Raw genomic sequence first — 24,770 nt, forward strand, 5'->3', positions numbered from 1 at the left:
AGGGGGCATTTCTTTTTATTAGTTTGATACCGAGGTAACGATACCCCTTTATTGTTTTTCAGACTTCGCTTGTTCTAAAATGTATGCTTCTTCTTGTTCCGGTGTCGCTAATTCGTATGCTTTACCAGTGCTGTTATTGTCCCATTCCCATAATAAATTATGCTCCTCAACCGATTGAGAGAAATCGCCTTCATACCAACGAACCAAAATCTTGAGGTACTGTTCTTTATGTTGTAAGGTTCCACTATTACTTTCATCAATCGCTCGACGTACTTTTTCGATGTTTTCTGGAGTCATTTTTATAAAACCTTGCTTTTCGTGAGATAATACTTTTTGATGAGTCATTTTGTGCATTGCATTGATTATATGACGATCAGAGTTGAGGTCAAGTATTACCTCTTCCCCTTTAATTCTCTCAGTCTGCTTTTCCTTAACGTCTGAACCTGCATACGTACCGACTTTGTAACCAATAAAAATACCAACTGCTATAGCAATAACTAAGGTTGATGTGATTTTAATCCACTTTTTCAAACCTCTTCCCCCCCCTTTTTATTGAAGTGTACCATAAAAGAAGAACTGTATACCCATATCTATCTGTGAGGTCTACATAACGCATCATTATCAGTAGTCAATGATGCATGAAATTTTCGTTCTGGGGGTAATTAAAAATCTTAGCTTGATAGCGATGTGGTTCTACCCCACATCCATCAACTTAACGTATATTTTTATACAAAATGCGGTCTTTCCACGTAGTTTTTTATTATCTTTTATAGATGTTATAAAAGTAGGCACATCAAATAAACCCTGACGGGTTTCAAATTTTTCGTTATGCTACCTGATGGGCAGAAGTGGTATACTCATACACAACACCTAAAATATCAAAGACTGTTTTTTTCTCATATCTGTGAGATTTTCGTCCGTTTCGCTGTAGGAGGTTAAACAGACGAAGGAGAATCTTTGATAATTCTTGGGTGTTTTTATGTAGTGCTTGATGAAAAAGTAAGAAATAATCTTTAATTATGTACATCGCTTTATATTCACTTAGTTCTTTCTGTTTCTTACGTAACAGGAGTTCTCTCATTTTAAACATAGTAGAAGAACATAATAGGATACTAATGAGTTGTCCATAAAGGTGGCATTCTAATCGCTCTTGTTTAATAGATTTACAACGATGAATTCGAAACCAAGATTTCCATATTTTAAATAACAGCTCAATTTGCCAACGCAGTGAATATAAATCATAGATTTTCTCTTTCGGTACCCATTCCGTAGGAATGTTTGTCATATATACTGTAATTCCTTGTAAAAGTTTCGTACGCTCTGTATATGTAATCCCTTTTTTCTTTTCACGAATAGCTCGATCATGTAGACGTTTCTGTTTTTGCTCCTCTGTACATCTATAAACCACAATGCGAGTGGGTAGTTTGTCTTTGCTCCCTACATATACATCATGTAATTCATACACTTGGCCAGGTTGTAATTGGTTCATGATGTCTTCCAAATGAATTTGTATATATACCGGTCTCAATTGAGCAGGTTTTGTTTTAAATACCACTGTTTCGAATTCTTTTCTATATATTTTAGTTGGTAATTTAAGACGCGATAAATAATACCCTTCCTTATCTTGGATCGATTTAAAGTCTTGTAAACGAAAATACCCTAAGTCACGAATATATAGTTCATTCTTTTGTGTCATGTCCATTCGAGTCGCCCCATATGCCTGATCACTTCGTTTTCCTGGTTCAATTTTCACATCAGAAAACTCTCCACTCAACAAGTCATACTCTAATTGAATTTTCACACCAGCTGTATGACTACAGCCTCCGGCACCAGGATAAGTAGCTGCGAATCGATCTGGAACTTGAAAGGTTGTAGAATCAAGGATGCGAATCCGCTCAAAGTAAGCAGAAAGAGAATGAGAAATTGTAGATGATCCTCCAATTTTAGCTTGTAGAAGTGTAGTAAATACATTTCGAAAGAAGGCTACAGAAGCCGAGTTAAATCGTCGATTCAGTCCCTCAGGACTTAATAAAATTCCTGTTGAAGTTTCTAATTGACTACAAAGTTGAGTAAGAGAGGTTGTAGCGATTTGTTGATTTAACCATACACACAAAGATAAAAAATGGTGCCCATGGCACTTACGTTTTCGTTTCATTCCACCTGCTTCTATAGCTAATTGATTAAGTCTAGCGGGAGACATATATCGATATAACTCTTCGGCAAATAAAGACAGCTCTTGTTTTTGATGCATATTCATAAAAAGCACGTCACCCTTTCTCATTAACATAAGAGAATAGTAACGTGCTTTTATGTTTAAGAATAGTCTAAATCCTTAAGTTGATGGATGTGTGGTTCTACCCCTATAAACGCAAAAAAAGACACCCTAAGGTGCCTTCCTGCGACTTGAACCATCTTAATTTTAATAATATGTATTGGACTCCCATCCAAATATTGTTTTACCATGTTAAGTAATGTTGGTCATTGAGAAAAAAGAAAAAGCCCTATATAGGGGTATCACCACATGACTAGCCAGCACTCACACCCAAAAACAGGAGGGAATGATAAAATGTAGTTTAAGGAGGGCAAGAATGAAAAATGTACATAGATGGTTAAATTATTTTGGTTTTATATGTGTGTGCATGTCTAGCTTCGGCTTTTTTCACCAAAATACTTGGGGGTATTTCAAAATCTCAAGTTGATGGGCATGTGACGGTGCCTCATGCTCACCAAGCTAGTTAGTGTATGTTAAGTAAACCTTATGGATTTGTATATCTCATCCATCCACTTTCAGATTGTTTCGCTTTATACTTCCCATAAGACAGAAGCTTCATTGCCGAGCGATTGGCCGCATGAAAAACCAAGTTCAGCTTCCATTCTTCCTCCATTTCACTGGGATAGGTGGTAGATTCATAAACATAATAACCCGCCATGATACAGGGGATTACTTGCTCCGGTTCAAATCCATAAGCAGTTGCATCATCCACAACCAAATCAATGATGCATCGGTTTCCATCTTTAACTTTTTTCTGGAGTAATTTTTTTACCGATCCTGGTACTAATTCTAATATTTTATCCTTCATGTTAGTCACCTCATCTTTTATCATGTCCAGATAACCTGGGGATATGTGTCAAACAGAATGAAATTCCAACCATAATTGCACAGGTCCTTTAAGAAAAAAAGGCCCCCTAAGGTGCCTTCTTCCGAGTTAAATCATCTTAATTTTAATAATATGTATTGGACTCCCATCCGAATATTATTTTACAAGGTTAAGTAATGTTGGTTATTGAGAAATATGGTTCAAATCTATATTTTAAAAAGTTATATAGAAGAGAACAAGCTATTAATTAGGTGGAAAAACACATGCCGAACCGATCAAGTTAAGATATCATAATCCCCCTGAACGAAAATTTTGAGCATGTTGCTCGTATTTATTGTTTAAGGATAACTGGTTCTTTTAGCTTGATGGCGATGTGATACTACCCCCAAAGGAAATACCGTATTGCAGAGTAAAAACATTTTACTTCCTAGTGGAGTGAAATTCAATTTCATTTCTATAACTCTCCATGTCTCCACTCTTTATTATGAATATCTAATCCTTCTTGACCAAAGAAATGGAGAATAAATTCTTTTTCATCACTATCAGTTTTTTTAGCTAGTTTAGATCCCTCCACACTTAGCTTTTTTCCAGAACGTAAATAATGAATTTCACTATAGTCTTCAACTGCAGATTCGAAATTTCCATCGTACCATTTGTTCAGAATAGATTCATATTTTTGTCTTTCATCATTATTGATAACATTTAAGTTGTTTTTTAAGTACTGAATGTTTTCTTTGGTCATTTGAAATCGACCTACATCACGGGTACCAGAAACATGAAGATTATTCCCATTGAATATGAGTTTTTGGAAAGACATATGTATCATCATGTCATTTATAGTCTGCTCGTTTTGGATTTCTCCAATCGACTGTGCTGCTTTAGATAAATCATCTTCACTTACTACATAACTATCTTTTTGTTGCTTTTGAATAGTTCGAACTTTCGGTTTTTCCTGAACCTTTTCTTCTTGTTTAGGTTTTGATTCAGCTGCAGGCTTCTCATTTGAGCTACAAGCAGTCATACTCAGAAGTAATGTACCGCATGTTAACGCCGTAAGTAACTTTCGTTTCATTTTTTCCCTCCGATCTGTATTAGTTATTTTAAATAGTTCTTTTTAAAATGTAAGATTTCTCATCTCATAGTAGCAAACGATTTATTTGTGTATTGTCATATTTTGTCGAAGGGTAATAAAAAAAGACACCCTAAGGTGCTTTCCTCCGACTTGAGATCACATCTATGGATTGAAGAAATTTAGAAAAGATAAATACAAAAAGGGAAGCTTCTAACTATAATTTATAGATATTTATTACTCTGCAACGTACTGAAGATCTCCTGATTTATGTAATGCGGCTGTTACTTCATCACCGAAATTATTTAAAGAGAATGTTTGCTCTTCTATCGGATCCATTTCTGTAGCTTCACCTATCTTGCCGTCTTGAAGTTCCCAGAAATAGTTATGTTCTTCTACGATTTTACTAAAATCTCTATTTACCCATCTTTCAGTGATTGCTAATAGTTCTTCTTTGTTCTTAAAATCATTTTGGTTTAGAATGCTTCTTACTTTTCCTGCATTCTTTTTAGACATAGGAGTTGCTCCCCGTCCGTCATTCACTTTTACTTTTTGATGAGTCATGCTATGCATAGCTGAAATAACTTCTTCTTCAGTAGAATTTTTAGTGATGTGAAGTTGTGCATTTGAACCTTCAATTTCTGCTTCATTCGATGGTGTGCTTCTTTATAATCAGACTCTGCAAAAGCATGCTTATCACTACCCATTGGTACTTCAGCAAACTGTAACATTCCATAAGTCATACCAGCTGCAAGTACTATTACCCCTATGATAGATCCTAGCCAATACGTTAACTTCTTGTCCATATTCACTTCCCCTAGCTACATTTTAATATTCCATATAAATAATATTATATCGAATTACCTTTTTATGGATATATCATTTTACCACGTTAAGTTATATTGTTCATCGAGAAATATGATTCAAATCTATATTTTGCTAGATATCTAATTACGACTAACTCCTAATTTCGATTCAACTTCAGTTAGATTAGCTAATGCGTTAATTAGTTTTTGATTGGAAAGTTTAATGGATTTTTGAGCTTCCTCCATTCTTCCTTTCAACGGAGCGATACCTTTCATCCCTTGAGTTACAGCTCTTCCAGCATTACTTCTATAATTCGTTGCTAGTCCAAACTCTACTCTAAATTTTTCGATTTTTTCTTTTAATACAGGATCGCTTAGTTTCGCACCATCTTTAAATGCTGTATTTTTATTGGATAGTTCATCGTATCTATTTGTATCTGCCTCCATTTTCTCTTTTAAAGCGTTCTGATCGACAGATGCAGGGTCTTTACTTGCTTCGCCCCAAATAGGTCGCCATTCTTGATTCCATATCTCATCATATTCTTTTATCATGGAATCAATTTTTGGTTTAAGCTCATTTTCATATCTACTTTTATCAGTATTTACAGCTGTTTTTTGTTGCTCTTGTTTTTTCTTATCTTCATCTTGTTTGCATTGTTCTTCAACCTGCAAAATTACAGCTGTGAACATTCTCTAAAATTTAGAGATGTATAATAAAAAATAGCACCAAATGCCCATCCACCTAAGATTTTAAAATATCTCCAAAACGAAAAATTTATATCTCTACAGTTATTTATGAGAATTCAGCTCATTTTTTCGTTTTTCAGATGAGTGTATTTCTTAACTTGATAGCGATGTAGCGGCTCCCCTTTTAGAATAGTAGAGTATAAACGTGAAAAAACTCATAACAAATTTTGTTAGGAGTTTTTTAAAATACATGATATTTTATTTGTCAATATTTCTTCAATCTTCATTATTGATTTCTATTGTGCCTGTTCTAGCACTAACCTTTAAAATATTTAACAGATTATCAGGTGTCTTGATTTCCAATTCATATTCAAATTTAGATTGTGCTAAGTTGTCATCTTCTAATTCGAATTCTTTTTTCACATTAATAATTTCTCCATTTGTATGAGCTAAAGAAATTTCACGAACTTGTTTCTCTGTGTAGTTTTCATTCTTTTTTGCATAATTGTAACCCATACCATAATATCCACCAACAATAGCAATACCACTTACTAAAATAGCAATTACACTTATAATTATTTTCTTTTTATGTTTTAACATTTTCATCCACTCCTTAATGATTAATCATCTATTCCAAATCTTACTTCAAGTGCATTTTCTGCTTGCTCTAATTGATCTTCAAGTATATCTTGTTCTCTTTCTTGTATTTGATATTGTTCAACAGTTATCGTTCCAGCGTGATAATCTGCTTCTAACTGATCTTCAGATAGATCTATCTTGTCATCTAATTGGTCAATTTCTTTTTTTGCTGCTAAGTACGTATTTAAGTTATCTTCTTTTGCTCCAACTGATTTCGTGTTATTTGCCTTTTCTACAATAGATGTAACTTCGTTTTTGAAATCTTGTGTTTGCTTAGTATCATTCATAGCAGGCCCTGTTTTGTGTGGTTCTTGTTGTAGTTGAGCACCTTCTTTTTGTAATTTATCATTTTCCACTTTCAGTTGTTTTACTTCTGTATTGTTATCAGATTGAGTAGAACAAGCTGTTAAAACTAAACAAGACATTGCTCCAATCATCATCCATTTTCCCATTATGTTCTCCTCCCTTTACATGTGCACCTTATCCATGTCCTTATATTACTGAACAAACATTAAAGGAAGATTAATGTGCAAAAAATAAAATGATATAATTAAATAGTTTCTAATCTTTCTTTAATGTTTTGGAATTATAGTGATACATATAAATAAGAAGAAAAGGAGAATGTTAATGCGAGTTCTTATTGTCGAAGATGAACAAGACTTACAAAATATATTGGTAAAACGATTAAATGCAGAATATTATAGTGTCGATGGATGTGGGAATGGAGAAGATGCTTTGGATTATATAAGCATGGCTACCTACGATTTGATTGTGCTTGATATTATGATTCCCGGAATAGATGGTTTACAAGTATTACAAAGATTACGCGCGGACAATAATACAACTCCTGTCTTGCTTCTTACAGCTAAAGATACGATTGATGATCGCGTAACAGGACTCGACTTAGGTGCGGACGATTATTTAGTAAAGCCGTTTGCTTTTGACGAACTGTTAGCAAGAATTCGAGTGTTGATGCGAAGAAAAACAGGAAATACATCTAATGTGTTTGAAATCGCTGACCTAGTGGTGGATTGCAATATGCATAAAGTAACAAGGGGCGACCGAGTTATCAATCTTTCCAGTAAAGAATTTGCTATTTTAGAATATATGATTCGTAATAAAGAAGTTGTGTTAACACGAGATAAAATTGAGCAACATGTGTGGAATTACGACTATGAAGGTGGCTCGAATATTATTGATGTTTACGTCCGCTATCTTCGCAAAAAAATTGATAGCCAGTTTGAAACGAAGTTAATTCATACAGTACGAGGCACTGGTTACGTATTGCGAGTAGAATCATGAAAAGACTATCAATAAAAATGAGAGTGACCCTGTGGTATACGGGGCTAATTGTAATTATTATGGCGCTCGTGTTAGCTTTTATTTTAACTTCTTCAGATAAAGTTGTGCTCTTTAATATGAAAAATCAATTGAAGAGCACAGTAAAAGAAAGCATTGAAGATATCGAATATAAGCATAGACAGTTAAAGATTGACGATGATTTTGAAAATTTAGAAGATGGAGTAAATATCCTCATTTATAGTAAACAAGGTGAGCTGCTGGCAGGACATAGTCCAACAGGATTTAATAAAAAGGTATCGCTTAAATCCGATGAAATACAAACCATTAAAGATGGTAATAAAGAATGGATAGTATATGATTTCCTCCATAATGTAGGCGGCGATGAGCAATTCTGGGTTCGTGGAATAATGACCATGAATCAATTATCATCGACCATGAATACGCTTATTGTGGTAACACTCATCTCATTTCCATTACTTATTCTCATTGCGGCAGTGGGTGGATATTTTATTACGCAAAGAGCGTTTCGACCTGTGCAACAAATGAGTGATTCAGCCAGTGAAATTGGTGATGGTAAAGACCTTTCGAAGAGAATTAATTTACAAGGTTCATCGAAAGACGAAATGTATCATTTAGCACAAACCTTTGACAAAATGTTTGAGCGATTGGAGACATCATTCGAAAGTGAAAAACAATTTACATCTGACGCATCTCATGAATTAAGAACACCAACATCTGTTATTATTTCGCAATGCGAATACGCTTTATCGCAGAGGAATAATCCGAAAGAAATGGAAGAATCGTTAGAAGTAATTTTAAGGCAATCACGTAAAATGTCCGCGTTAATCTCGCAACTCTTATTATTAGCAAAAGTTGACCAAGAAAAGCATAATACTTTTCAATTTGAATGTATCAATATGAGTGAATTAACGGAAATCGTTGTAGAAGAGCTTTCATTAATGGTTCAAGAAGCTTCGATTAATATAACAACTAATATAGAAGAAGACCTGTTTATTAAAGCAGATCAAACATTGATGATGCGTTTATTAATGAATTTACTAACGAATGCGATTGCTTATAGCAAAGCGAACGGCACTGTGAATATGCAACTGTTCCGTGATGAAACCAACATAATAGGTAAAGTCTCCGATAATGGCATAGGCATCAGCGAGCAACATATTGCGAAAATATGGGACCGCTTCTATCGAGTTGACGCAGCACGAACATCTTCAAACAATGGAAACACAGGTTTAGGATTGTCGATGGTAAAATGGATTATAGAACTACACGGAGGAGAAATTACCGTTGAAAGTGAATTAGGAGAAGCCAGTACTTTTACATTTAAACTACCAATTGAAAAACGAGCATAATGTATGCTCGTCTGTAGCTTCAGAATAAAGATTGATTAAAAAGCTCTCTTCACTCCTTATTTAAAAGTAATTACAAAAACTCCATTTTGAAAAAGAGTGATCAAAATGGAGTTACTCTTTTTAGCTATATATGAGATTTTATAAAACCATCCACTTAAATCTATTTTCCAAATATACCATTCAACACTCTGAAATATTCTAATCAACATAATCACTCAATTAACTAAAAAAGTCGGTTAATTGCATAACGCTCTTCTAACTTTTCTTGCGAAAGTTAGTGGATCATCAACGTCTTCGATATTAACGTAAATCAAATTTGGATTATCACATAACCACTCATTGTGTATAGACGAAACTATTATTCCTTGTTTAATAATTGTAGCAACAAATTCAGTAACTTCCTTTTGCAAGAGTGCTATCCGGCCTAAGCATAATGCCCGTCCAGTTTTATTATCTCTTGATTCAAATGAGAAGGAAGTTGTTACTCTAAAACGTTTTCCCAAGATCGTTGCGCGTATTTCATCCCGGTTTATTGTTGCCACGCATTTTCCACCGGCGAATCCTTCTTGGCCGCCGATAATTCTTGCAAACTGTTGACAAATTGATCCCTCATTAATCGCCATACCTTTAATCATCCCCCTTTTACTGTTAGGTTATGAATGAATACATCGGTCTGAAACGGTAATGAATCTATTCTATTACAAAAAAGATAATGGCAATCTAACGAAATCTATTAGCTCAATTATTCTTGATCATTTGAATGGTTACCAGAATTTAAATGATCAAGAATTTTTATTTTATGTTTGATGGGCATCGGAGACTGAAGACAAAACTCGACTATTATATGTTAAGACATTTTTAGAGAGCATAAAAAAGACACCCTAAGGTGCCATCCTCCGACTTGAGAATCATATCTATGTATGGAGAAATTTAGAAAAGACAAATACAAAAGAGAAGGTTCTAACTATAATTTATAGAGCTCTTATGCCATTAATTACTTACATGCATATTTCCTTATTTACTGAAAGAAGAATCCCCGTTATATTACTTTCTAATCAGTCTCGTTAAAGCCATCCCAAGAAATCCAGCACCCATTCCTATTAGCCATCCAGTTTGGGTACTTCCTAACATAGATCCCACCCCTCCACCAAGAAACATGCAGCCAACGAATACTAATCCTCCAATTCCCCAGTTCGGCCGTTCCATAATTCAATCACATCCTTTCAATAAAACATATGCTATTAGCTACCTAAACTTTCTTACATAGGATTGTTAATTATTTTGCTTAAGTTTAGTACTTTCAGGGAATTCAAAAGATGCGGTGATTGAGCCATTTGAATGGATTGTAGAAGGTGAATTTAATTTTTTTATATTATAATAACTTAAGAGTTGTGGAACAAATTCTTCTTCAACTAACCAGTTAATAGAAGCATGGAGATTTTCCACTATCGGGAGCTCGTCGCTATTAAGCTAAAACTTCATTTTTGGGGAAGAATGTATTTCTTTACTTGGTAGCTGAAATAAAGTGAAACTTTAATCAGCTCGCACTAATCGGGCGTTTACGGGCAGTAAGGCTCCCAACAAACTTCTGTACTCCACCTAAATTTCGAGGTGAGAGTTTACTGCCCACAAATAGCAAGAAGCTAAATATATAGTAAAACCCCAGAAATCCAAAGATCTCTGGGGCTTCATTATATATTTAGCTCTTTTTGCTTTTTATTTTGTTTATATCTATAGAGCAATTTTCGACTTATGAGAGAAATCAGTAATAAAATCAGTACTAGTACGAAAAGTTGCATATATGATAAATTAAAATATTTAGCACCTGTAACAAGTAAAAGTGTAGAAATCGTACCTTTTACAATGAAAAAAATAATAATCCATAATCCGCCTTTTTTCCAGTTCATTTTTATTTTACCCTTTCCTACGTTTAAATTCTTGAAAAATTTAGTGATGGTTCTTGAATGTGACACCTTAATAGAAATCTATTATATTAATAAAAAAATAGACTTTTTCACAAAAATCATGTCCAATTACATGTGACGACTTCATAATAAATGAAAATGATATTCAGTGTCAATTTTATTGACTATTTGAATACCTATTTTTCATCTCAATCTCTTTCCGCTTTGTTTCTTCTGGTAATGAATTCTTATCTTCAAACGAAAAACACCTCTATTGAATTCGCATACTTAGTATGCGAATTCAGGAGGTGCTTTTTCATGTACCACTATTCAGGTTCACTTCAATCATGATTCCCTGCTTTTTTTATTAATTTAAGTTCTTGATACATGCATTTCTATTTTCTAGTACACGATAACTGGATCATAAGTGTTCAAACTATCATACACAGTTTTTGCAACATTAGGAAGAAGATTAACACACCCGCCTGATCCCCCTGTTAAATAAGCATTATTTGCCCAGTCTTTTCGCCAACCTGCATCATGGAATCCTTGACCACTATTTGTGAATGGAACCCAGTAATCTACTTTAACTGCATAATCAGCTTTACCTACTGCGCTACCTTTCAGCGTGTACGGTGTTCGTTTATATAGAACGTACCACACACCTGGTGATGTATCTTCACTCGTGCTATGTTTACCAGTTACTACATTTGTTGTAACTACTAAATTTCCATCTTTGTAAATCCAAATTTGTTGCTCTGCAATTGAAACTTCCGCATACGTGTCTCCGATGCCATTATTCGAAGTTGTTTTATAACCGATACCTTCCTTCTCCCAACCATTTCCGTGAATATTAGAAGCAGATAGCGATTTTTCACCCTTTTCAAAGGCTTGTTGAACTTGTTTTGTTTCTTTTTCAACATCTAGTGCCCAGCCATAGCCTTGCCCTTTTACTGATATGACCGAACCAGAATGAGTTTTAAATGCGAAATCTTTATTTAACGTTGATTTAGCATTATTAATTTCAGCGATCTTATTCTTAATGTCGCTCGCATCGATTGTAACTTTCATATCCTTTGACATAGAGGCATTTTGAATTAAATCTTTCGCTTTTAAAGGATAAACTTCATTCTGCACTTTATACTCAACGGACTGTTGAAGAAGATTTTGTAGTGCTTCCTCCTCTTTTTTGACAATCGGATCGTCTTCTTTAATAGGCTTTATGTATGTAGACTTCAGATGAATTTCACTTTTATACTTCTGCTTGTCGTAATCTTTCAGTAGACTAGTAACGTCATACTGTTTTCCATCAACGCTCTTCGAAATAACAACTTTTCCTTGTTCAAGCTTCGCCATAGCATCTTGAGGCGCTTTTAATTTTTCATTCATAGAGATGAGCTTTTCTTCTACAAGTTTTTTCATCGTTTCACTACGATACTGATCCGCCTCGTCCGGTAGCAATGAATAATTTTTTTCCTTTGAAGAAGGGAAAAATGTCCACTGGCTTTTTAATAGTTTCTTAATTTGAGGCAAATCTTTTTCCGTAAGTTCCGTTTTTGTATCTTTTTCATCTAAAATTTGTTGTTGATCGACATAGACTTTGTTTGCTAATCCAGATGTTTTTAATTTCTGTATTGCCTGATCAGCGCTCAAACCACCGACTTTTGTATCGTTAATCGTAACATTCGAATTGAAGTGAGTTGCCTGATAATAACTCACTCCCCCAATGAGAAGTACAACTATACCAATACCCGCTGCGATAAACTTCCAATTTGTAAAACGTTTGCTTGATCTTACTCGTTTTCTATCAACTTCTTCAACTGATTCATTTACTGTATTGTTGTTCATTAATCTTTCCCCCGTATACATTAACGTCAATCGATTTTAAACCAAAACCATTGACTAGTGTACCTTATTTTTCCTGAAATTTCATTATTTTTAACTAGATTTTATCGCAATTAATTGATTTAATTTAGATTTCTTAATAGAACGACACATTGAATAGTCCCTTACACGTAGTAAATCATTACAATAAACACCAAAAAGTTAAGTACCTTATACTTTTATTCAGCTAACTTCTCTCCCGTAACAATCCAAAACAAAGTGGCTGCATTTTTTCCTTCTAATTGAGCATACCGATTATCCCCCGCCATTACTTCTACTTTATCTTTATTAGGACTTATCCAAATTTGATACAACACAGCTTTCGCCTCTATTTTCGGATTTTTAAATTGAAAAACAAAGTGATAATCAGCTGAACGAGACATTTCCACTTTTTTATTTTCAAAATGAATTTCATTTAATATTTTCTTTACTTGCAACACCTGATTATTGTCTGTCACTATCTTAAGATCTTCATATTTATCATCACCAACACGTTTTTGCACTTCGATTCTTTGATCTTCATTTCCTAGTATATTTGAACAGCCTGTTACTATGAATATACAAATAGCAATAAACACTAAAGTCAATTTTCTAATTCGCATATTAGTCCCTCTCTTTTTAATAAAAAGCATCCCTAATTGTAAAATAAAGGTAAATAACTTGCAATTAGACATATAAACACTAATAAGGAAGGAGTGCCCTTCGATGCAACTAAAAACATACACTTGGAAAAGTTATACGTTTCTTATTGTAAGTATATTCGTTACTATTAATCTATTTCTCTTCTCACCTATTTTAGACAGAGTTGGTGTAGAATATGCGGTTCCTTTCGCATACTTCATATTAGCTTCCGCTGTTATAACAATTATATTAGCAGTTATCTCTTTTTGTAGTCGTACCGAAAAGAAAATTTTATCTATTATCAGTTTAACCTTTACATTATTTAATACAGCAATTATTTTATTTTTCCTTTGGTTCGGTTATCATTTCACGTAAAATAAAAATTAAGCGAAGTAAGGGAAGCCATTTAGCTTCCCTTACTTCGCCTTTAAAGAATAATGAGTAAGCGTGAATAGCTTACTCATCCGGCTTATTAAGTAACAGTTCACTATTTTTTACACAATTTTAATTATAGTGTTTTTTGACATTTGATCATTATAAATTTAAATGGAGGTTTACTCTCCATATTCTTATGTGGCTCCACAATTTCTGTAGTTTCCATCAGTCCATATTTTCCAAAGTCTTCTTTTACCGAGTCAACATCATAAAAGTACATTTTGACCCCTTCCATTATCTCGAAGTAATCTTTACCTAGTTGTTTACCCTTCCCAAACATTGGGGCATCTTTAGAAATAGTAGTAAAAATCATATATCCGTTTGGTTTTAGCTGACTATAACAATCTTTAATAAACTTCTCTCTCTCATCCTTATTTAATAAATGAATAAGTGCATAACAAAATATACCATCATACAGTTTATTATCAAAAGGCATATTCGTTACTGAACCATGGAAGAAATCAGCATTGAGTTCATTTTGCCTTGCCAATTCAATCGCTGTTTTTGAAATTTCAATACCTGTTACGTTTATTCCGTTATCAATAAAAACCTTTGCATTTCTTCCATATCCAATACCAGGAATCAATATATCCTTCACTTTCTTTTCAAGGAAAAAGTCCTTCGCTAAAATTGCGGAGTCTGAAGGTTCAAATCCCCACATCATTTGATTTTCTATAAAACTTGCTTCCCAAAATTCTGTCATACATCAATCTCCTTTATATATCTCTCGTTATTTACCATTGAATGTTGAAAAATCATCGCATATTCACGAAATTGTATCAAATTTCAACATTAATTCAAAACAAAAAGCATTGGATACCCAATGCTTTTTCACACTTACGCAAACAGAGATGTATTCGCATATAAAGCTGGCGAGCCACCTGAATGTACGAATAAAATGTTGTCTTCTTTATTAAATTTACCTTTTCTAATTAAGTCGATTAGTCCCGCTACTGCTTTACCTGTATAAACTGGGTCAAGTAAAATACCTTCAGTTTTCGCAAGTAACTGTACTGCTTCAACCATTTCTGGTGTTGGTAAAGCGTATCCTGGTCCTACATATTCATCAAAACATGTAACTGCTTCGCGTGAAATAGAGTTTGGGATACCAACGTGAGCTGAAGTTTCATCTACAAGTTTTGCTACTTTCTCTTCTTGCTCCGCTTTTCCTCTACTTACATTTATTCCGATTACAGGAATTTTGCTTTGTGTTCCGGAAAAACCAGTAATTAAACCAGCATGCATACCAGCGCTACCACTTACACAAACAACTGAACTGAAATCAATTCCTTGTTCAAATGATTGAGCCATAATTTCTTGCGCACAAGCAATATATCCCATTGCTCCAGTAGGGTTCGATCCACCAACTGGAATGACATATGGTTTATTTCCTTTTTCACTTACTTCTTTCGCTACTTTATGCATCTCTTCCATAAGGTCTGTTCCATTTGGCACAACAATTACGTTTTCAGCGCCTAATAAATGATATAAGAAGTAGTTTCCATTAAAGTCTGGCTTTTCTTCTGGCTCAAGCCCTTCTTCTAACACAAGAATACATTTCATTTTTTCTTTTACCGCAGCTGCAAGTGTTAGACGGCAATGGTTTGACTGAATACCACCAGCTGTAATTAACGTATCTGCACCTTTTGCCTGTGCATCCGCAACTAGAAACTCTAACTTTCTCGTCTTATTACCGCCAGCTGTTAAACCAAGTAAATCATCTCGTTTAAAATAAATAGTTGGCCCACCAAGTGCTTCAGAAAAATTGTTTAACTTTTCAATTGGTGTATATGATTCTGTATATTTTTTTCTCGGGAATTTAGCTAAATTCATCAAAAACGCTCCTTTTATACTCTTTCACAGTAAATGTAACCATACTATTATTACATGGAAAAATGATGAAGTCACCTTTCTGGATTAAAAATGTATTGAAATTCGGTAAATGAAATTTATATCAATGTTTTTTAACTCCAGTACGGTAAATGAAATTATACGAACGATTTTCTTAATATATCGTTCATTACTTGCAATATATCAACGATTTTTCAAATATATCGATCGTAACTTGAAATATATCAACGATTTTCTTAATATATCGATTTACCGACAAAAAATCACAAACAGAAATACTTTCTCATCAATCAAAAAAGAGCCCACTCTTCTTGAGATGGGCTCTCTCCAATCACTTATTTGCCAAAAAACGAAGAAGCTGCGTTAATCCTGACTGTAAATTCATTTCCCCTTTATGACGTACGTATACGATTTTGTCGCCATCAAATTTTGGCGGGTTTCCTGGATTATACGTATTCCACTCGTTCGTTCCTTCTACAGAGTACTCCATATATTCTGTTGCACCAACGATTACATTATTTCTATCATCAGCCGTCACATCTGGTGCCATTTGTGCGATTTTCGCATCACTAATTGATAATTTCTTTATATCCTTATCACGTTTGTAATCGTAAGCTGTTACGATTACATCGTTACCATATGCTTTCACTTGTAATCCTTGTTTAAATGAATATCCATCGGGAGCAGTCTTCTCTCCGCCATTTGGTCCAGCTGACATCCAGCCTGTTTCAATTCCACCCGTATTTACAACCGTAAATCCTTTTTCATCTCCGCCTGCAATTTTCTTTTTACCAGCCCAGTCTGGTAAGTTTAAATCCCAATGCGTATGACTTGTGAAGAAAACAACTTGCGGATAGTCCTTTAATATATCGTACAATTTATCAATGTTTAAATAATCTTGTAAATACGGATTTTGTCTTGATCCAGATACCGTATCCGGTAAAACGTGATGAGAGAAAATGAAAATTGGTTTATTTTTATCTTTTTGACTATACTCTTCTAAATTTTGTTTTAACCATCCTAATTGCTCATCACTCATATATACTTCATCCCACATTTTCGAATCGTGGTATTTCATATATTTTTCAGTTCCTAAAAATAAAAGCGGATAACCGTCTAATTCTTTTTTATGATATACCTTTTCTTGCCCGCTAAATTGCAAGTAGCGGTTGAATAGTGTTTCTTCCGTTACACCATTTGGCCATGTATTTTGAGCTAACGTTCCATCAGCTTTCCATTTCCCAGCATAAAACTCATGATTCCCAACCGTTGACCATACATTCTCCGGGTGCTTATTTTTGTTTAACACACGCTTCACATCATCATATTGTGACTGCTGTCCAGTTGGCGTTATATCCCCATTCATAATAAGCGCTCTAGAAAGTGGCGTTACTTTATTCATATCTTTTAATACGTGATCAAAATCCCCTAAATCCCCTTGAATGTCACTAATAACATTAAACATCGTAGCTGTTTTTCTTACTCGCTCTTTCTCTTCCGCATGCATTGTAAATGTCGGTAATAATACCGCCATAACAGCTAATGAAGCAACTGCCTTTTTCATACAATTTCTCCCCCTAATAATAGAATGTATAAACTGACATGTTCTGCGTTCTCTTAGTTGCTTGTCCAATTCATATTATAAGGAGGGATTGTAAAGATAGATGGAGTAAAAATTTAAGTGTTTTTTAAGAGATTTTGTCTTTTTTACACTACCCATTCAACAATTGGCACCAATTGTTCTATTTACCTATTAATATTAAATGAGTGTAAAATCACACGATAAATCGCTTAGTTTGATACGTTGTGTTTTAATCTATTTTACATAATCTCAATAAAATACTTTACCTTTTCAAATTCTCTTCATTTAATCCGAACAACTCTGACAAAATAAAACGTCCATCTTTTCTTATCAGTACGTCATCAAACCAAATTTCACCACCGCCATACTCTGGCCTTTGAATGTTTACTAAATCCCAATGTATTGCTGATTTATTCCCATTGTCTGCACCTTGTAACGGATCTCCAATCGCTAAATGAAAACTACCATTTATTTTTTCATCAAATAACGTATTATTCATCGGGTGTAGTATATAAGGATTAAAAGCTAATGCAAATTCTCCAATATATCTCGCTCCCTCATCCGTATCAAGAATTCGATTCATTCGCTCTGTATCATTTGCATATGCCTCTATTATTTTCCCCTGTTTAACATGTAACTTTACATTTTGAAACGCATAACCTTGTTGAACAGATACTGTGTTAAACGTTATTACTCCATTTACAGAATCTTTAACAGGTGCTGTATATATTTCGCCATCCGGGATATTATCCGTACCATCCCCCTTTAAAACACCTATTCCTTCAATAGAAAACTCCAAATCCGTTCCTTCTCCAATAATCCTCACTCGTTTTGTCTTTTCCATTAATTCTTTTAATGGCTCCATTGCTTTCGACATTTTCTTGTAATCTAACGTACATACATCATAATAAAATTTTTCATAAGCCTCCGTGCTCATATTTGCTTCTTGCGCAGAAGCCGCATTCGGAATGCGAGTTGTCACCCATCTCGTTTTATACACTGCTTCACTATGTGCTTTTCCAAATATCTTTTGATATAACTTCATTTTTTCTGCCGGTACATCTGCTAATTCATATGCATTTCTAGGACTACGGAGATTAATATAAACTTGCATTTTACTTAATCGATAACTCTCCCAATCTGCAAATAACTTAAATTGTTCTTCAGATCCTGATAGAATTAATTGCCTTGTAACAGAAACATCGCGCATTGATACATGCGCATATCCCCCTGCTTTTTCCACAGACTTAATAATTTCACGAACTACTGCGGGATCTATTTCAGTAACACTTTGAATTAACACATGATCACCAGGCTGCACTTTAGTCGAATGATTGACTAGTACATCCGCTAATTTCGATAGTTCTCGCTTCATTACGCTCTCGTCCCTTCACTATCGTTTCAATAGCTTAATAAAAAATAAAAGGCTCTTTTCGTAAAGATTGTTGCTTATAATTAAAATAAAGGTTAATTTTCTTAATACGGTATAGTATTTACAGCAGATTATTCAGCAAACGGGCAGGATTGTGAAAGTATTGAGTTCGAGATATCTTCCTCAAAACCATTACTATAATAAAAGGATGACAAAATTTTTATGGTTAGTATGATAATTTGGAAACAGAAGTCAACTTAATCTATGAAAACCTTATCTGAGGAGTGATGTAGGTGAAACAAAATATTTACGATAATCCGAATTTCTTCAAAAACTACACAGCATTGCGTGAAAGTGGAATAAACGCTAATGACTTCATAGAACAGCCAGCAATCAAATCATTAATTCTGTGTTTGAAAGGAAAATCGGTATTAGACTTGGGTTGCGGTGATGGTCATTTTTCAAAGTATTGTATAGAAAATGGTGCAAAAAACGTAATAGGTGTAGACATATCCAAAAATATGATTGAACGTGCTAAAAAGTTAAATCAGGATGATAACATAGAATTTATGTGTCTTCCTATGGAGGATATGGGACTAACCAATCAAAAGTTCGACCTGATTATAAGTTCCCTCTCTATACATTACATTGAAAATTACTCGGCAATGATTCAAAAGATTAATGAACTATTAAAAAGCAGTGGTGAATTTATCTTTTCAACCGAACATCCAATAGCAACAGCTCGCAAAGGAAGCAACCATTGGATAAAAACTGAGGATGGTAATACATCACACTGGGCATTAGATAATTATCAAGAAGAAGGAATCAGAGTACACAACTGGTTTGTTGACGATAGTGTGGTTATTTATCATAGAACTGTTGCCACATTAATAAATACTTTGATTGAACACGGGCTTTCGCTGGATAAAATAATCGAACCACAATCAACTTTGGCAGGGATAGAGAAAATGCCAGATTTAATAAACGAATCGCGAAGTCCATCTTTTATTATAATCAAGTCAAAAAAAACAAAATAATATTTAAAAATATCTACCGCAATCTGGGAGCTTTTATTGAATTACAAAAACAGCCGTTTCACTAAGGAATGGCTGTTTTTTATACTTCACGCAGAAAATTCACAGTGATTTGATTAGAATTTTGACAGGCACTAAGTAGTATTTGATTTATCTGTTCTTTTTCCGCCAATTTTTTGCTTTGTTGAAGAAAGTTGAACCAATAAAGGTAATTGTCCAAGTATTTGGTTGCTACTCCTTGAAACCTATTCATCCACCCTTTTAATCGCTTGTGATAGTTGTTGACGTTTTGGAGATGGTAGATGCCCTTTTTTACATATCCTTCTTTGCTTAGATTAATAGGTTCGTGTTTCAGAGCTTTAATTAGAGCAAATTTCTTGTAGTTCGTTGCTGTGTCTGTGCATAGCAACGAAGAAGGGTCAATGTAGCATCCGATAACCGCATCAATTTCTTCAGCTCTCACACGACCAGTTCCAGCTTTTTGGGCGATAACTTGTCCATTACGGTCCTGAGCCACCACAACGGCAATTTTAAGATTGCTAATCCCTCTTTTTTTGTCTCTTCCTCCGCGTTTCTTGGGCTTTCTATCTAAACCCCTACGCCCTTTTAAAGACTCTTTAAAAAAGGTCTCATCGCTCTCGATAATCCCGTTCAACATTTGAAACCCCATCGAACGGAGGGAATAACCTTCGACCATCATTTGAAAATATTTCGACCATTTTCCAAGATAACGTGTCCCTGAAATAGGGGTATTAGATAAGTCATTGAAAGACTTTCCACAGTTACGACAGAGATAACGCTGTCTATCTCTATACTTGCCGTTCCGCTTTACCTTGACACTACCGCAATGGACACAACCTAACCCTTCTTTAAAACGCATTTCCCTAATGGTGGTAAAAGCATCCTTCATATTCTCTTCATCGTTAGAAAAAAAAATCTTCTGTTAATAGATTAAACAGCTTGATTTGCTCATGTTTTGGCAAATCTGAAAAATTGGCATAAACGTCTTTCCACATACTAAAATCCCTCCTGAAAGAGAATTTTATTACCTCTCAGAAGGATGGTCAAAATAGCAACAATCTATACAAAAAGAGCCAAACAAAAAGAGAACTACTCTCTCCAAGCACTTCTCTTTTTCATCCAAACGATAGATATAAAATAAATCATTAAAAATATAATGTATAAATTCCATAACGTAGGTATTGCAGCTACACTAAGGTACAGAGTCCCAGGTAATAACCAAACTCCACAAAAGATCATCAAAACAGTTTTCCTAACAAGTACTGCAATAACAGCTAAAAAAGAAGGAAGCAACAAAATAAAAAATACAGTGATATATACTTCCTTATCAAGCATTTGATTGCTATAAGGGTTAAAATACAGAAAAATAATTGAAAGGATAACAATACTTATAGCTGCAACAATCGCTATACAAACGCTTAAATTATTTTTCATAATCCCCCTACTTCCAACAGCAATTTATTCCTATATACCATTACAATAAACGTTGCTCCCCTTTTAATTCGCTTTAAAATTGTAAATCGGCTTAATAACATGTTTGATATCGATTGTGTCCTTTGTATTCTCCACAATTTCATCCATCGGCTTATATACCATTGGAGCTTCATCTAAAGTGCTTTCTGTAACAGATGTAGTCCAAACCGCTGTCATTGTATTTTGAAAATCCTCTAAGTTAAGTACTTCTTTAGCCTTTTTACGGCTCATAATACGCCCCGCTCCATGTGGTCCAGAAAAGTTCCAATCTGGATTTCCTTTACCAAATGCAATGATTGAACCGTCTCTCATATTGATTGGAATGATTACTCGTTCATTTTTCTGAGCTGAAATAGCACCTTTTCGTAGAATCATATTTTCCAAATCGATGTAGTTATGAATTGTAGTGAATTGATCTGCTACTTTCCAATCCATTCTAGTGACGATTTCATCCATCATTGCTTTACGATTTAACTCCGCATACTGTTGAGCAATTTTCATATCATTCATATAGTCTTTAAATCCTTGACCTTCTAAATAGGCTAACTCTTTACGAATTGCCGGCTTCTTAATCCCTCGTATAGCTTCATGTATTTCTTGTTGTCTACCTTCTCTTGTGAGACGCTCAATGATTTCTTCTTTAATAGATTTAACATTAATAAGTTGCTCGTAAGCAAGGTTTTGATAATACTCTGCTATTTGTTTACCTAAATTACGAGAACCACTATGAATGACAATGAATACATTCCCTTTATCGTCTTCATTCAGTTCGACAAAATGATTTCCACCACCAAGCGTACCAATACTCTTTTGAGCACGTTGTAATGTGAACGGGGCTCTTACACTATCAAAATCAATCATTTTTGAAAATCTATGTTCCTTATCTCGAATACGAAAACCACTTGGAACAAATTTACGAATTGTTTCGTCTAAGTGATCGAAGTTGATTTCCTCTTTCTTCTTATTAATCATAACAACTTCCATGCCACAATTACCTGTAATAGCAATACATCCATTTCGTCTCATAATCCAATATCCAGTATGAGTAGTAAAACAGTATTTAAAACCATCTTCAGAAGAAACAGTTTGAATTTCTGTCTTTGGTGTTCCTGCTATTTGTACTCTAGGCTTTGATTTTGCCACTAAACAACGATACGACTCCTTGCCTTCTCTCTTGTCATGATTAATAGATGTACGAATTCCTTGTGTTGCAAAAGCATATTGTATAAAGTCTGCATCTTCTTTATAAATGCTACAATATGCTCCTTGATCCACTGCATAATCCCAATGTTTTACTTCATCACAAATAACAGCCAATTGAGATAAGGATGCTTCATATAATTTATCCATTCTCTTCTCCATTATTGGCGGCTGGAAGCGAAAATGAATAACATCGTCGTATGTTTTCTGAGAGTACATAATGTTAGCGGCCTCTAAGAGCTTTTTAATTCTTGAAATTTTACGCTCTTTCTTTAATTTAATGACACATGTGGTCTTATTTTCTAATCGACCGTCTGCCATAACCATCACCTGTACTCTAACTTGTGCATCCGTTAATGGGAGTTGTGTCGAAATCTCTAAGCCTGGTATTTCAGTAATAAAATTATCACGAAAACCAAGTTTTAGTTCTGAATGCTTGTTAAATAGTTCCTCTGCTGTCAAAGTATAGCGTTCACCTCTAGATTTCGGCCTATGGTGTGAACCCTTCTCCACTAAAACTGTATGCTCCTTAGAAAGCATTTGATCAATACCATATTTGGTCTTCAAATGATAAAATTCAGTTTCTTCTTTCTTAATAAACATAATAGGCTTTTCGAAATAGGTACGATCGTTTTTAATGTCATATGTCGCAACCTCTTCACCATTATATTCAGAAATTTTAACCCATCCTTGCTTGGATAAAAACTCTGTACCTTTATCCACACAACCAATATCCACCCCGACTAAATTAGGAACGATTTTATCTTGAATCGTCATTGTTGTCCCAATCGTACAACCTGCGCCCGCATGTGTATCTGGCATAATGCGAATCTTGCTATCCTTTACGAATTCTTGATTGCAGAGGTCAACAATCTGCCCTGCTGCAGTTTCTTCAACGTTAGTAGTAAATACCTTCGCCTCATTGTATTTCCCTTGTAATTTCAACATCTTTTATTTCCCCTTTCCTTTAGTTTCCACAAAACAGTGATTAATATATAATTGAATTATTGGAGCTTTAAGTGGTGATACAAATAACTAATACATTTAGATGAAATATAGATTTAAACCATATAGCAATATACATATCATTATACTTTCCATCATTACATCTCATTTCCTTTTTTCATAAAAAAGAGACACAGAGATTTCTCCCCATGCCTAATTGTAGCTTTAAAATAAAGTTTAATTGAAATAATACCATTAACTTTAATAAACAAAAGAAAAGAAAAGAGCCTATTTTAAAAAAAGGTCAATCAAAATACAATATTTTTGTGATAATTCCAATAATTCTTTCGAAAAAAGTTTAATCGCTTTGTACACCTTATGCAACAGAAGCATTTCGCTTAACAAGATGTTGTTTCTTGCTTTTATTTTTCTACTACTCTTAAAAATTAACTACTGAATATTTTTATTGCGCTCTAATTGGTTTTGAATTCCTGACCTATCAATTTGAATCCAATACTCTGCAATTTTTCCATCTTCTACTCTATACACTGCACTTGCTATTTGAATGATTGGAAGTCCTGTAGGTTGATATCCATCGATTTCTCCTACATGCATACCTACTTGTTTCCAACGTACATATACTTTACTTCCTTGTACTAAAAATTCTTGAATTTCTAAAGAAAAATTGCCATATACTTCAATCATCTCTCTTACATGTTCAGCATAATCTTCAGGTGTTCTGCAAACTGTTTGTTCTTCTTCAGATACAATTTGATGTGCCAATACTTTTTCTGCCATCAATTGATTTGAATAGTCAGGATTCTTCCCTGAACGTACTTCATCAAAAAATTTTCTAACAATTTGTTCTGGCGTCATTTAAAAACCCCCTTATTAATAAATCCAATACTAATCATATCACAGTTTATTTTAATCTAACTATTAAAGTAAACTGATCCGTGTGTACAAAAAAACAAAACCTCTTCATTATTAAGATATTTCGGTTCTTATCTTTCAGAAAAATCGAAACTTTATTCAAAACATCGTATGACGTATTGTTTTGCGCCTAATGCAATTTCATGTAGTAATACTCTTTCACAATATGCCGCGCGTGCCAAAGGTGTTGGTGATAACTGTACTTGTGTGATCCATTTTAATATTTCTTTCGGATCATCTTGAAACTGCTGTACAATATCTGACTTAAAAAATGTATCCCTTGAACCATATTCGTTTCGATATCATGACGTTCTTTTTTTGAAATTAAAGCTTTAGCTACATAATCATCAAAGATTTTAGGCGTATCAAATCCACTATGATACGCCCTTCCAAAAGCTGATACTAACGACGTTATACTTGCTTCACCTTTTTTCACGCACATACACACTCCTTCATCTCCACAACAAAAATAGGGTTCCCCTGGCCAGGAGAACCCTATTATACATCTTATTTTTAAATTGGTAAATTATGTCATAAATAAGTT

23 protein-coding genes and 4 pseudogenes are annotated in these 24,770 nt (G+C 34.2%); 4 read left to right on the forward strand and 23 right to left on the reverse strand.

Annotation, left to right across the window (positions count from 1 at the left end):
* Positions 1 to 48 precede the first annotated feature (48 nt).
* The 8 genes and pseudogenes from EXW56_RS14960 to EXW56_RS14995 all read right to left on the reverse strand — a co-directional run bounded on the left by EXW56_RS14960 (position 49) and on the right by EXW56_RS14995 (position 6,751).
* Positions 49 to 531 carry a PRK06770 family protein gene (locus EXW56_RS14960; protein ID WP_215596714.1) on the reverse strand — a complete coding sequence of 161 codons (483 nt, stop codon included), beginning with the start codon at positions 529 to 531 and terminating at the stop codon, positions 49 to 51.
* Between the two features lie 295 nt (positions 532 to 826).
* Positions 827 to 2,257, reverse strand: coding sequence for an IS4-like element ISBce2 family transposase (locus EXW56_RS14965; protein ID WP_215557207.1), 1,431 nt, complete (start codon positions 2,255 to 2,257; stop codon positions 827 to 829).
* A gap of 499 nt (positions 2,258 to 2,756) precedes the next feature.
* Positions 2,757 to 3,080, reverse strand: a complete 324-nt coding sequence (locus EXW56_RS14970; RefSeq protein WP_002110670.1) for a hypothetical protein — start codon at positions 3,078 to 3,080, stop codon at positions 2,757 to 2,759.
* Between the two features lie 472 nt (positions 3,081 to 3,552).
* Positions 3,553 to 4,170 (reverse strand): DUF6241 domain-containing protein, encoded by a 618-nt coding sequence (locus tag EXW56_RS14975; RefSeq protein WP_215596715.1) that lies wholly within the window; start codon positions 4,168 to 4,170, stop codon positions 3,553 to 3,555.
* A gap of 234 nt (positions 4,171 to 4,404) precedes the next feature.
* Positions 4,405 to 4,973, reverse strand: a pseudogene (locus tag EXW56_RS14980) (PRK06770 family protein).
* Between the two features lie 141 nt (positions 4,974 to 5,114).
* Positions 5,115 to 5,663, reverse strand: a complete 549-nt coding sequence (locus tag EXW56_RS14985; RefSeq protein ID WP_002199970.1) for a hypothetical protein — start codon at positions 5,661 to 5,663, stop codon at positions 5,115 to 5,117.
* A gap of 273 nt (positions 5,664 to 5,936) precedes the next feature.
* Positions 5,937 to 6,260, reverse strand: a complete 324-nt coding sequence (locus EXW56_RS14990; RefSeq protein ID WP_002110675.1) for a PepSY domain-containing protein — start codon at positions 6,258 to 6,260, stop codon at positions 5,937 to 5,939.
* A 20-nt stretch (positions 6,261 to 6,280) separates the two neighbouring features.
* Entirely contained in the window at positions 6,281 to 6,751 is a 471-nt protein-coding gene (locus tag EXW56_RS14995; protein WP_215596716.1) for a hypothetical protein, read from the reverse strand.
* A 175-nt stretch (positions 6,752 to 6,926) separates the two neighbouring features.
* Between EXW56_RS14995 and EXW56_RS15000 the strand changes: the two genes are divergently transcribed.
* Together EXW56_RS15000 and EXW56_RS15005 are read left to right on the forward strand one after the other, a co-directional pair.
* Positions 6,927 to 7,601 (forward strand): response regulator transcription factor, encoded by a 675-nt coding sequence (locus tag EXW56_RS15000; protein ID WP_002161191.1) that lies wholly within the window; start codon positions 6,927 to 6,929, stop codon positions 7,599 to 7,601.
* Positions 7,598 to 8,971, forward strand: coding sequence for a sensor histidine kinase (locus tag EXW56_RS15005; protein ID WP_215596717.1), 1,374 nt, complete (start codon positions 7,598 to 7,600; stop codon positions 8,969 to 8,971). Before EXW56_RS15000 ends, EXW56_RS15005 begins: the two co-directional genes overlap by 4 nt.
* Positions 8,972 to 9,207: 236 nt before the next feature.
* Here EXW56_RS15005 and EXW56_RS15010 read toward each other — a convergent pair whose 3' ends face one another.
* The 5 genes from EXW56_RS15010 to EXW56_RS15030 form a co-directional block, all read right to left on the reverse strand.
* Positions 9,208 to 9,594 (reverse strand): DUF1259 domain-containing protein, encoded by a 387-nt coding sequence (locus tag EXW56_RS15010; RefSeq protein WP_215597580.1) that lies wholly within the window; start codon positions 9,592 to 9,594, stop codon positions 9,208 to 9,210.
* A gap of 421 nt (positions 9,595 to 10,015) precedes the next feature.
* The gene (locus EXW56_RS15015; RefSeq protein ID WP_000441013.1) at positions 10,016 to 10,177 is read right to left on the reverse strand and encodes a hypothetical protein; all 162 of its coding nucleotides are present in this window, start codon (positions 10,175 to 10,177) and stop codon (positions 10,016 to 10,018) included.
* Positions 10,178 to 10,662: 485 nt separating this feature from the next.
* Positions 10,663 to 10,878 (reverse strand): hypothetical protein, encoded by a 216-nt coding sequence (locus tag EXW56_RS15020; protein ID WP_002110681.1) that lies wholly within the window; start codon positions 10,876 to 10,878, stop codon positions 10,663 to 10,665.
* Between the two features lie 399 nt (positions 10,879 to 11,277).
* Positions 11,278 to 12,723 (reverse strand): L,D-transpeptidase family protein, encoded by a 1,446-nt coding sequence (locus EXW56_RS15025; protein ID WP_002199966.1) that lies wholly within the window; start codon positions 12,721 to 12,723, stop codon positions 11,278 to 11,280.
* A 215-nt stretch (positions 12,724 to 12,938) separates the two neighbouring features.
* On the reverse strand, positions 12,939 to 13,361 hold the full coding sequence (locus EXW56_RS15030; RefSeq protein ID WP_215596718.1) for a YhfM domain-containing protein: 423 nt from the start codon (positions 13,359 to 13,361) through the stop codon (positions 12,939 to 12,941).
* Positions 13,362 to 13,464: 103 nt separating this feature from the next.
* Between EXW56_RS15030 and EXW56_RS15035 the strand changes: the two genes are divergently transcribed.
* Complete coding sequence (locus EXW56_RS15035) at positions 13,465 to 13,755, forward strand: hypothetical protein (RefSeq protein ID WP_215596719.1); 291 nt, start codon at positions 13,465 to 13,467, stop codon at positions 13,753 to 13,755.
* 133 nt (positions 13,756 to 13,888) lie between these two features.
* Here EXW56_RS15035 and EXW56_RS15040 read toward each other — a convergent pair whose 3' ends face one another.
* The 4 genes from EXW56_RS15040 to EXW56_RS15055 form a co-directional block, all read right to left on the reverse strand.
* Complete coding sequence (locus EXW56_RS15040) at positions 13,889 to 14,518, reverse strand: class I SAM-dependent methyltransferase (protein WP_002199964.1); 630 nt, start codon at positions 14,516 to 14,518, stop codon at positions 13,889 to 13,891.
* Between the two features lie 134 nt (positions 14,519 to 14,652).
* On the reverse strand, positions 14,653 to 15,648 hold the full coding sequence (locus tag EXW56_RS15045; protein ID WP_002199963.1) for a D-cysteate sulfo-lyase: 996 nt from the start codon (positions 15,646 to 15,648) through the stop codon (positions 14,653 to 14,655).
* 349 nt (positions 15,649 to 15,997) lie between these two features.
* Complete coding sequence (locus EXW56_RS15050) at positions 15,998 to 17,230, reverse strand: DUF4073 domain-containing protein (RefSeq protein ID WP_002199962.1); 1,233 nt, start codon at positions 17,228 to 17,230, stop codon at positions 15,998 to 16,000.
* Positions 17,231 to 17,510: 280 nt separating this feature from the next.
* Positions 17,511 to 18,623, reverse strand: coding sequence for an aminopeptidase (locus EXW56_RS15055; protein WP_002199961.1), 1,113 nt, complete (start codon positions 18,621 to 18,623; stop codon positions 17,511 to 17,513).
* 290 nt (positions 18,624 to 18,913) lie between these two features.
* Between EXW56_RS15055 and EXW56_RS15060 the strand changes: the two genes are divergently transcribed.
* Positions 18,914 to 19,657 (forward strand): class I SAM-dependent methyltransferase, encoded by a 744-nt coding sequence (locus EXW56_RS15060; RefSeq protein ID WP_088099254.1) that lies wholly within the window; start codon positions 18,914 to 18,916, stop codon positions 19,655 to 19,657.
* A gap of 79 nt (positions 19,658 to 19,736) precedes the next feature.
* On the opposite strand, the pseudogene EXW56_RS15065 reads toward EXW56_RS15060, so the two are convergent.
* From EXW56_RS15065 to EXW56_RS15085, 6 genes and pseudogenes are all read right to left on the reverse strand, one after another.
* Positions 19,737 to 20,670, reverse strand: a pseudogene (locus EXW56_RS15065) (IS1595 family transposase).
* Positions 20,671 to 20,764: 94 nt separating this feature from the next.
* Positions 20,765 to 21,109, reverse strand: coding sequence for a hypothetical protein (locus EXW56_RS15070; protein ID WP_215596720.1), 345 nt, complete (start codon positions 21,107 to 21,109; stop codon positions 20,765 to 20,767).
* Between the two features lie 63 nt (positions 21,110 to 21,172).
* Positions 21,173 to 22,132 (reverse strand): RtcB family protein, encoded by a 960-nt coding sequence (locus tag EXW56_RS28000; RefSeq protein ID WP_033716833.1) that lies wholly within the window; start codon positions 22,130 to 22,132, stop codon positions 21,173 to 21,175.
* 939 nt (positions 22,133 to 23,071) lie between these two features.
* A pseudogene (locus tag EXW56_RS28005) lies at positions 23,072 to 23,296 on the reverse strand (RtcB family protein); the annotation flags it as partial.
* 447 nt (positions 23,297 to 23,743) lie between these two features.
* A complete protein-coding gene (locus EXW56_RS15080; protein ID WP_215557156.1) occupies positions 23,744 to 24,169 on the reverse strand; it encodes an ester cyclase in 426 nt (141 codons plus the stop codon).
* Between the two features lie 167 nt (positions 24,170 to 24,336).
* Positions 24,337 to 24,668: pseudogene (locus tag EXW56_RS15085) on the reverse strand (class I SAM-dependent methyltransferase); the annotation flags it as partial.
* Positions 24,669 to 24,770 lie beyond the last annotated feature (102 nt).

Source organism: Bacillus mycoides (assembly GCF_018742245.1).
Classification (GTDB): domain Bacteria; phylum Bacillota; class Bacilli; order Bacillales; family Bacillaceae_G; genus Bacillus_A; species Bacillus_A cereus_U.

Bases quoted from the DNA above. Each gene is read 5' to 3' on its own strand.
- EXW56_RS14965 (WP_215557207.1), bottom strand. From the start codon at position 2,257: ATGAATATGCATCAAAAACAAGAGCTGTCTTTATTTGCCGAAGAGTTA.
- EXW56_RS14970 (WP_002110670.1), bottom strand. From the start codon at position 3,080: ATGAAGGATAAAATATTAGAATTAGTACCAGGATCGGTAAAAAAATTA.
- EXW56_RS14975 (WP_215596715.1), bottom strand. From the start codon at position 4,170: ATGAAACGAAAGTTACTTACGGCGTTAACATGCGGTACATTACTTCTG.
- EXW56_RS14985 (WP_002199970.1), bottom strand. From the start codon at position 5,663: ATGTTCACAGCTGTAATTTTGCAGGTTGAAGAACAATGCAAACAAGAT.
- EXW56_RS14990 (WP_002110675.1), bottom strand. From the start codon at position 6,260: ATGTTAAAACATAAAAAGAAAATAATTATAAGTGTAATTGCTATTTTA.
- EXW56_RS14995 (WP_215596716.1), bottom strand. From the start codon at position 6,751: ATGGGAAAATGGATGATGATTGGAGCAATGTCTTGTTTAGTTTTAACA.
- EXW56_RS15000 (WP_002161191.1), top strand. From the start codon at position 6,927: ATGCGAGTTCTTATTGTCGAAGATGAACAAGACTTACAAAATATATTG.
- EXW56_RS15005 (WP_215596717.1), top strand. From the start codon at position 7,598: ATGAAAAGACTATCAATAAAAATGAGAGTGACCCTGTGGTATACGGGG.
- EXW56_RS15010 (WP_215597580.1), bottom strand. From the start codon at position 9,594: ATGGCGATTAATGAGGGATCAATTTGTCAACAGTTTGCAAGAATTATC.
- EXW56_RS15015 (WP_000441013.1), bottom strand. From the start codon at position 10,177: ATGGAACGGCCGAACTGGGGAATTGGAGGATTAGTATTCGTTGGCTGC.
- EXW56_RS15020 (WP_002110681.1), bottom strand. From the start codon at position 10,878: ATGAACTGGAAAAAAGGCGGATTATGGATTATTATTTTTTTCATTGTA.
- EXW56_RS15025 (WP_002199966.1), bottom strand. From the start codon at position 12,723: ATGAACAACAATACAGTAAATGAATCAGTTGAAGAAGTTGATAGAAAA.
- EXW56_RS15030 (WP_215596718.1), bottom strand. From the start codon at position 13,361: ATGCGAATTAGAAAATTGACTTTAGTGTTTATTGCTATTTGTATATTC.
- EXW56_RS15035 (WP_215596719.1), top strand. From the start codon at position 13,465: ATGCAACTAAAAACATACACTTGGAAAAGTTATACGTTTCTTATTGTA.
- EXW56_RS15040 (WP_002199964.1), bottom strand. From the start codon at position 14,518: ATGACAGAATTTTGGGAAGCAAGTTTTATAGAAAATCAAATGATGTGG.
- EXW56_RS15045 (WP_002199963.1), bottom strand. From the start codon at position 15,648: ATGAATTTAGCTAAATTCCCGAGAAAAAAATATACAGAATCATATACA.
- EXW56_RS15050 (WP_002199962.1), bottom strand. From the start codon at position 17,230: ATGAAAAAGGCAGTTGCTTCATTAGCTGTTATGGCGGTATTATTACCG.
- EXW56_RS15055 (WP_002199961.1), bottom strand. From the start codon at position 18,623: ATGAAGCGAGAACTATCGAAATTAGCGGATGTACTAGTCAATCATTCG.
- EXW56_RS15070 (WP_215596720.1), bottom strand. From the start codon at position 21,109: ATGAAAAATAATTTAAGCGTTTGTATAGCGATTGTTGCAGCTATAAGT.
- EXW56_RS28000 (WP_033716833.1), bottom strand. From the start codon at position 22,132: ATGGAAGTTGTTATGATTAATAAGAAGAAAGAGGAAATCAACTTCGAT.
- EXW56_RS15080 (WP_215557156.1), bottom strand. From the start codon at position 24,169: ATGACGCCAGAACAAATTGTTAGAAAATTTTTTGATGAAGTACGTTCA.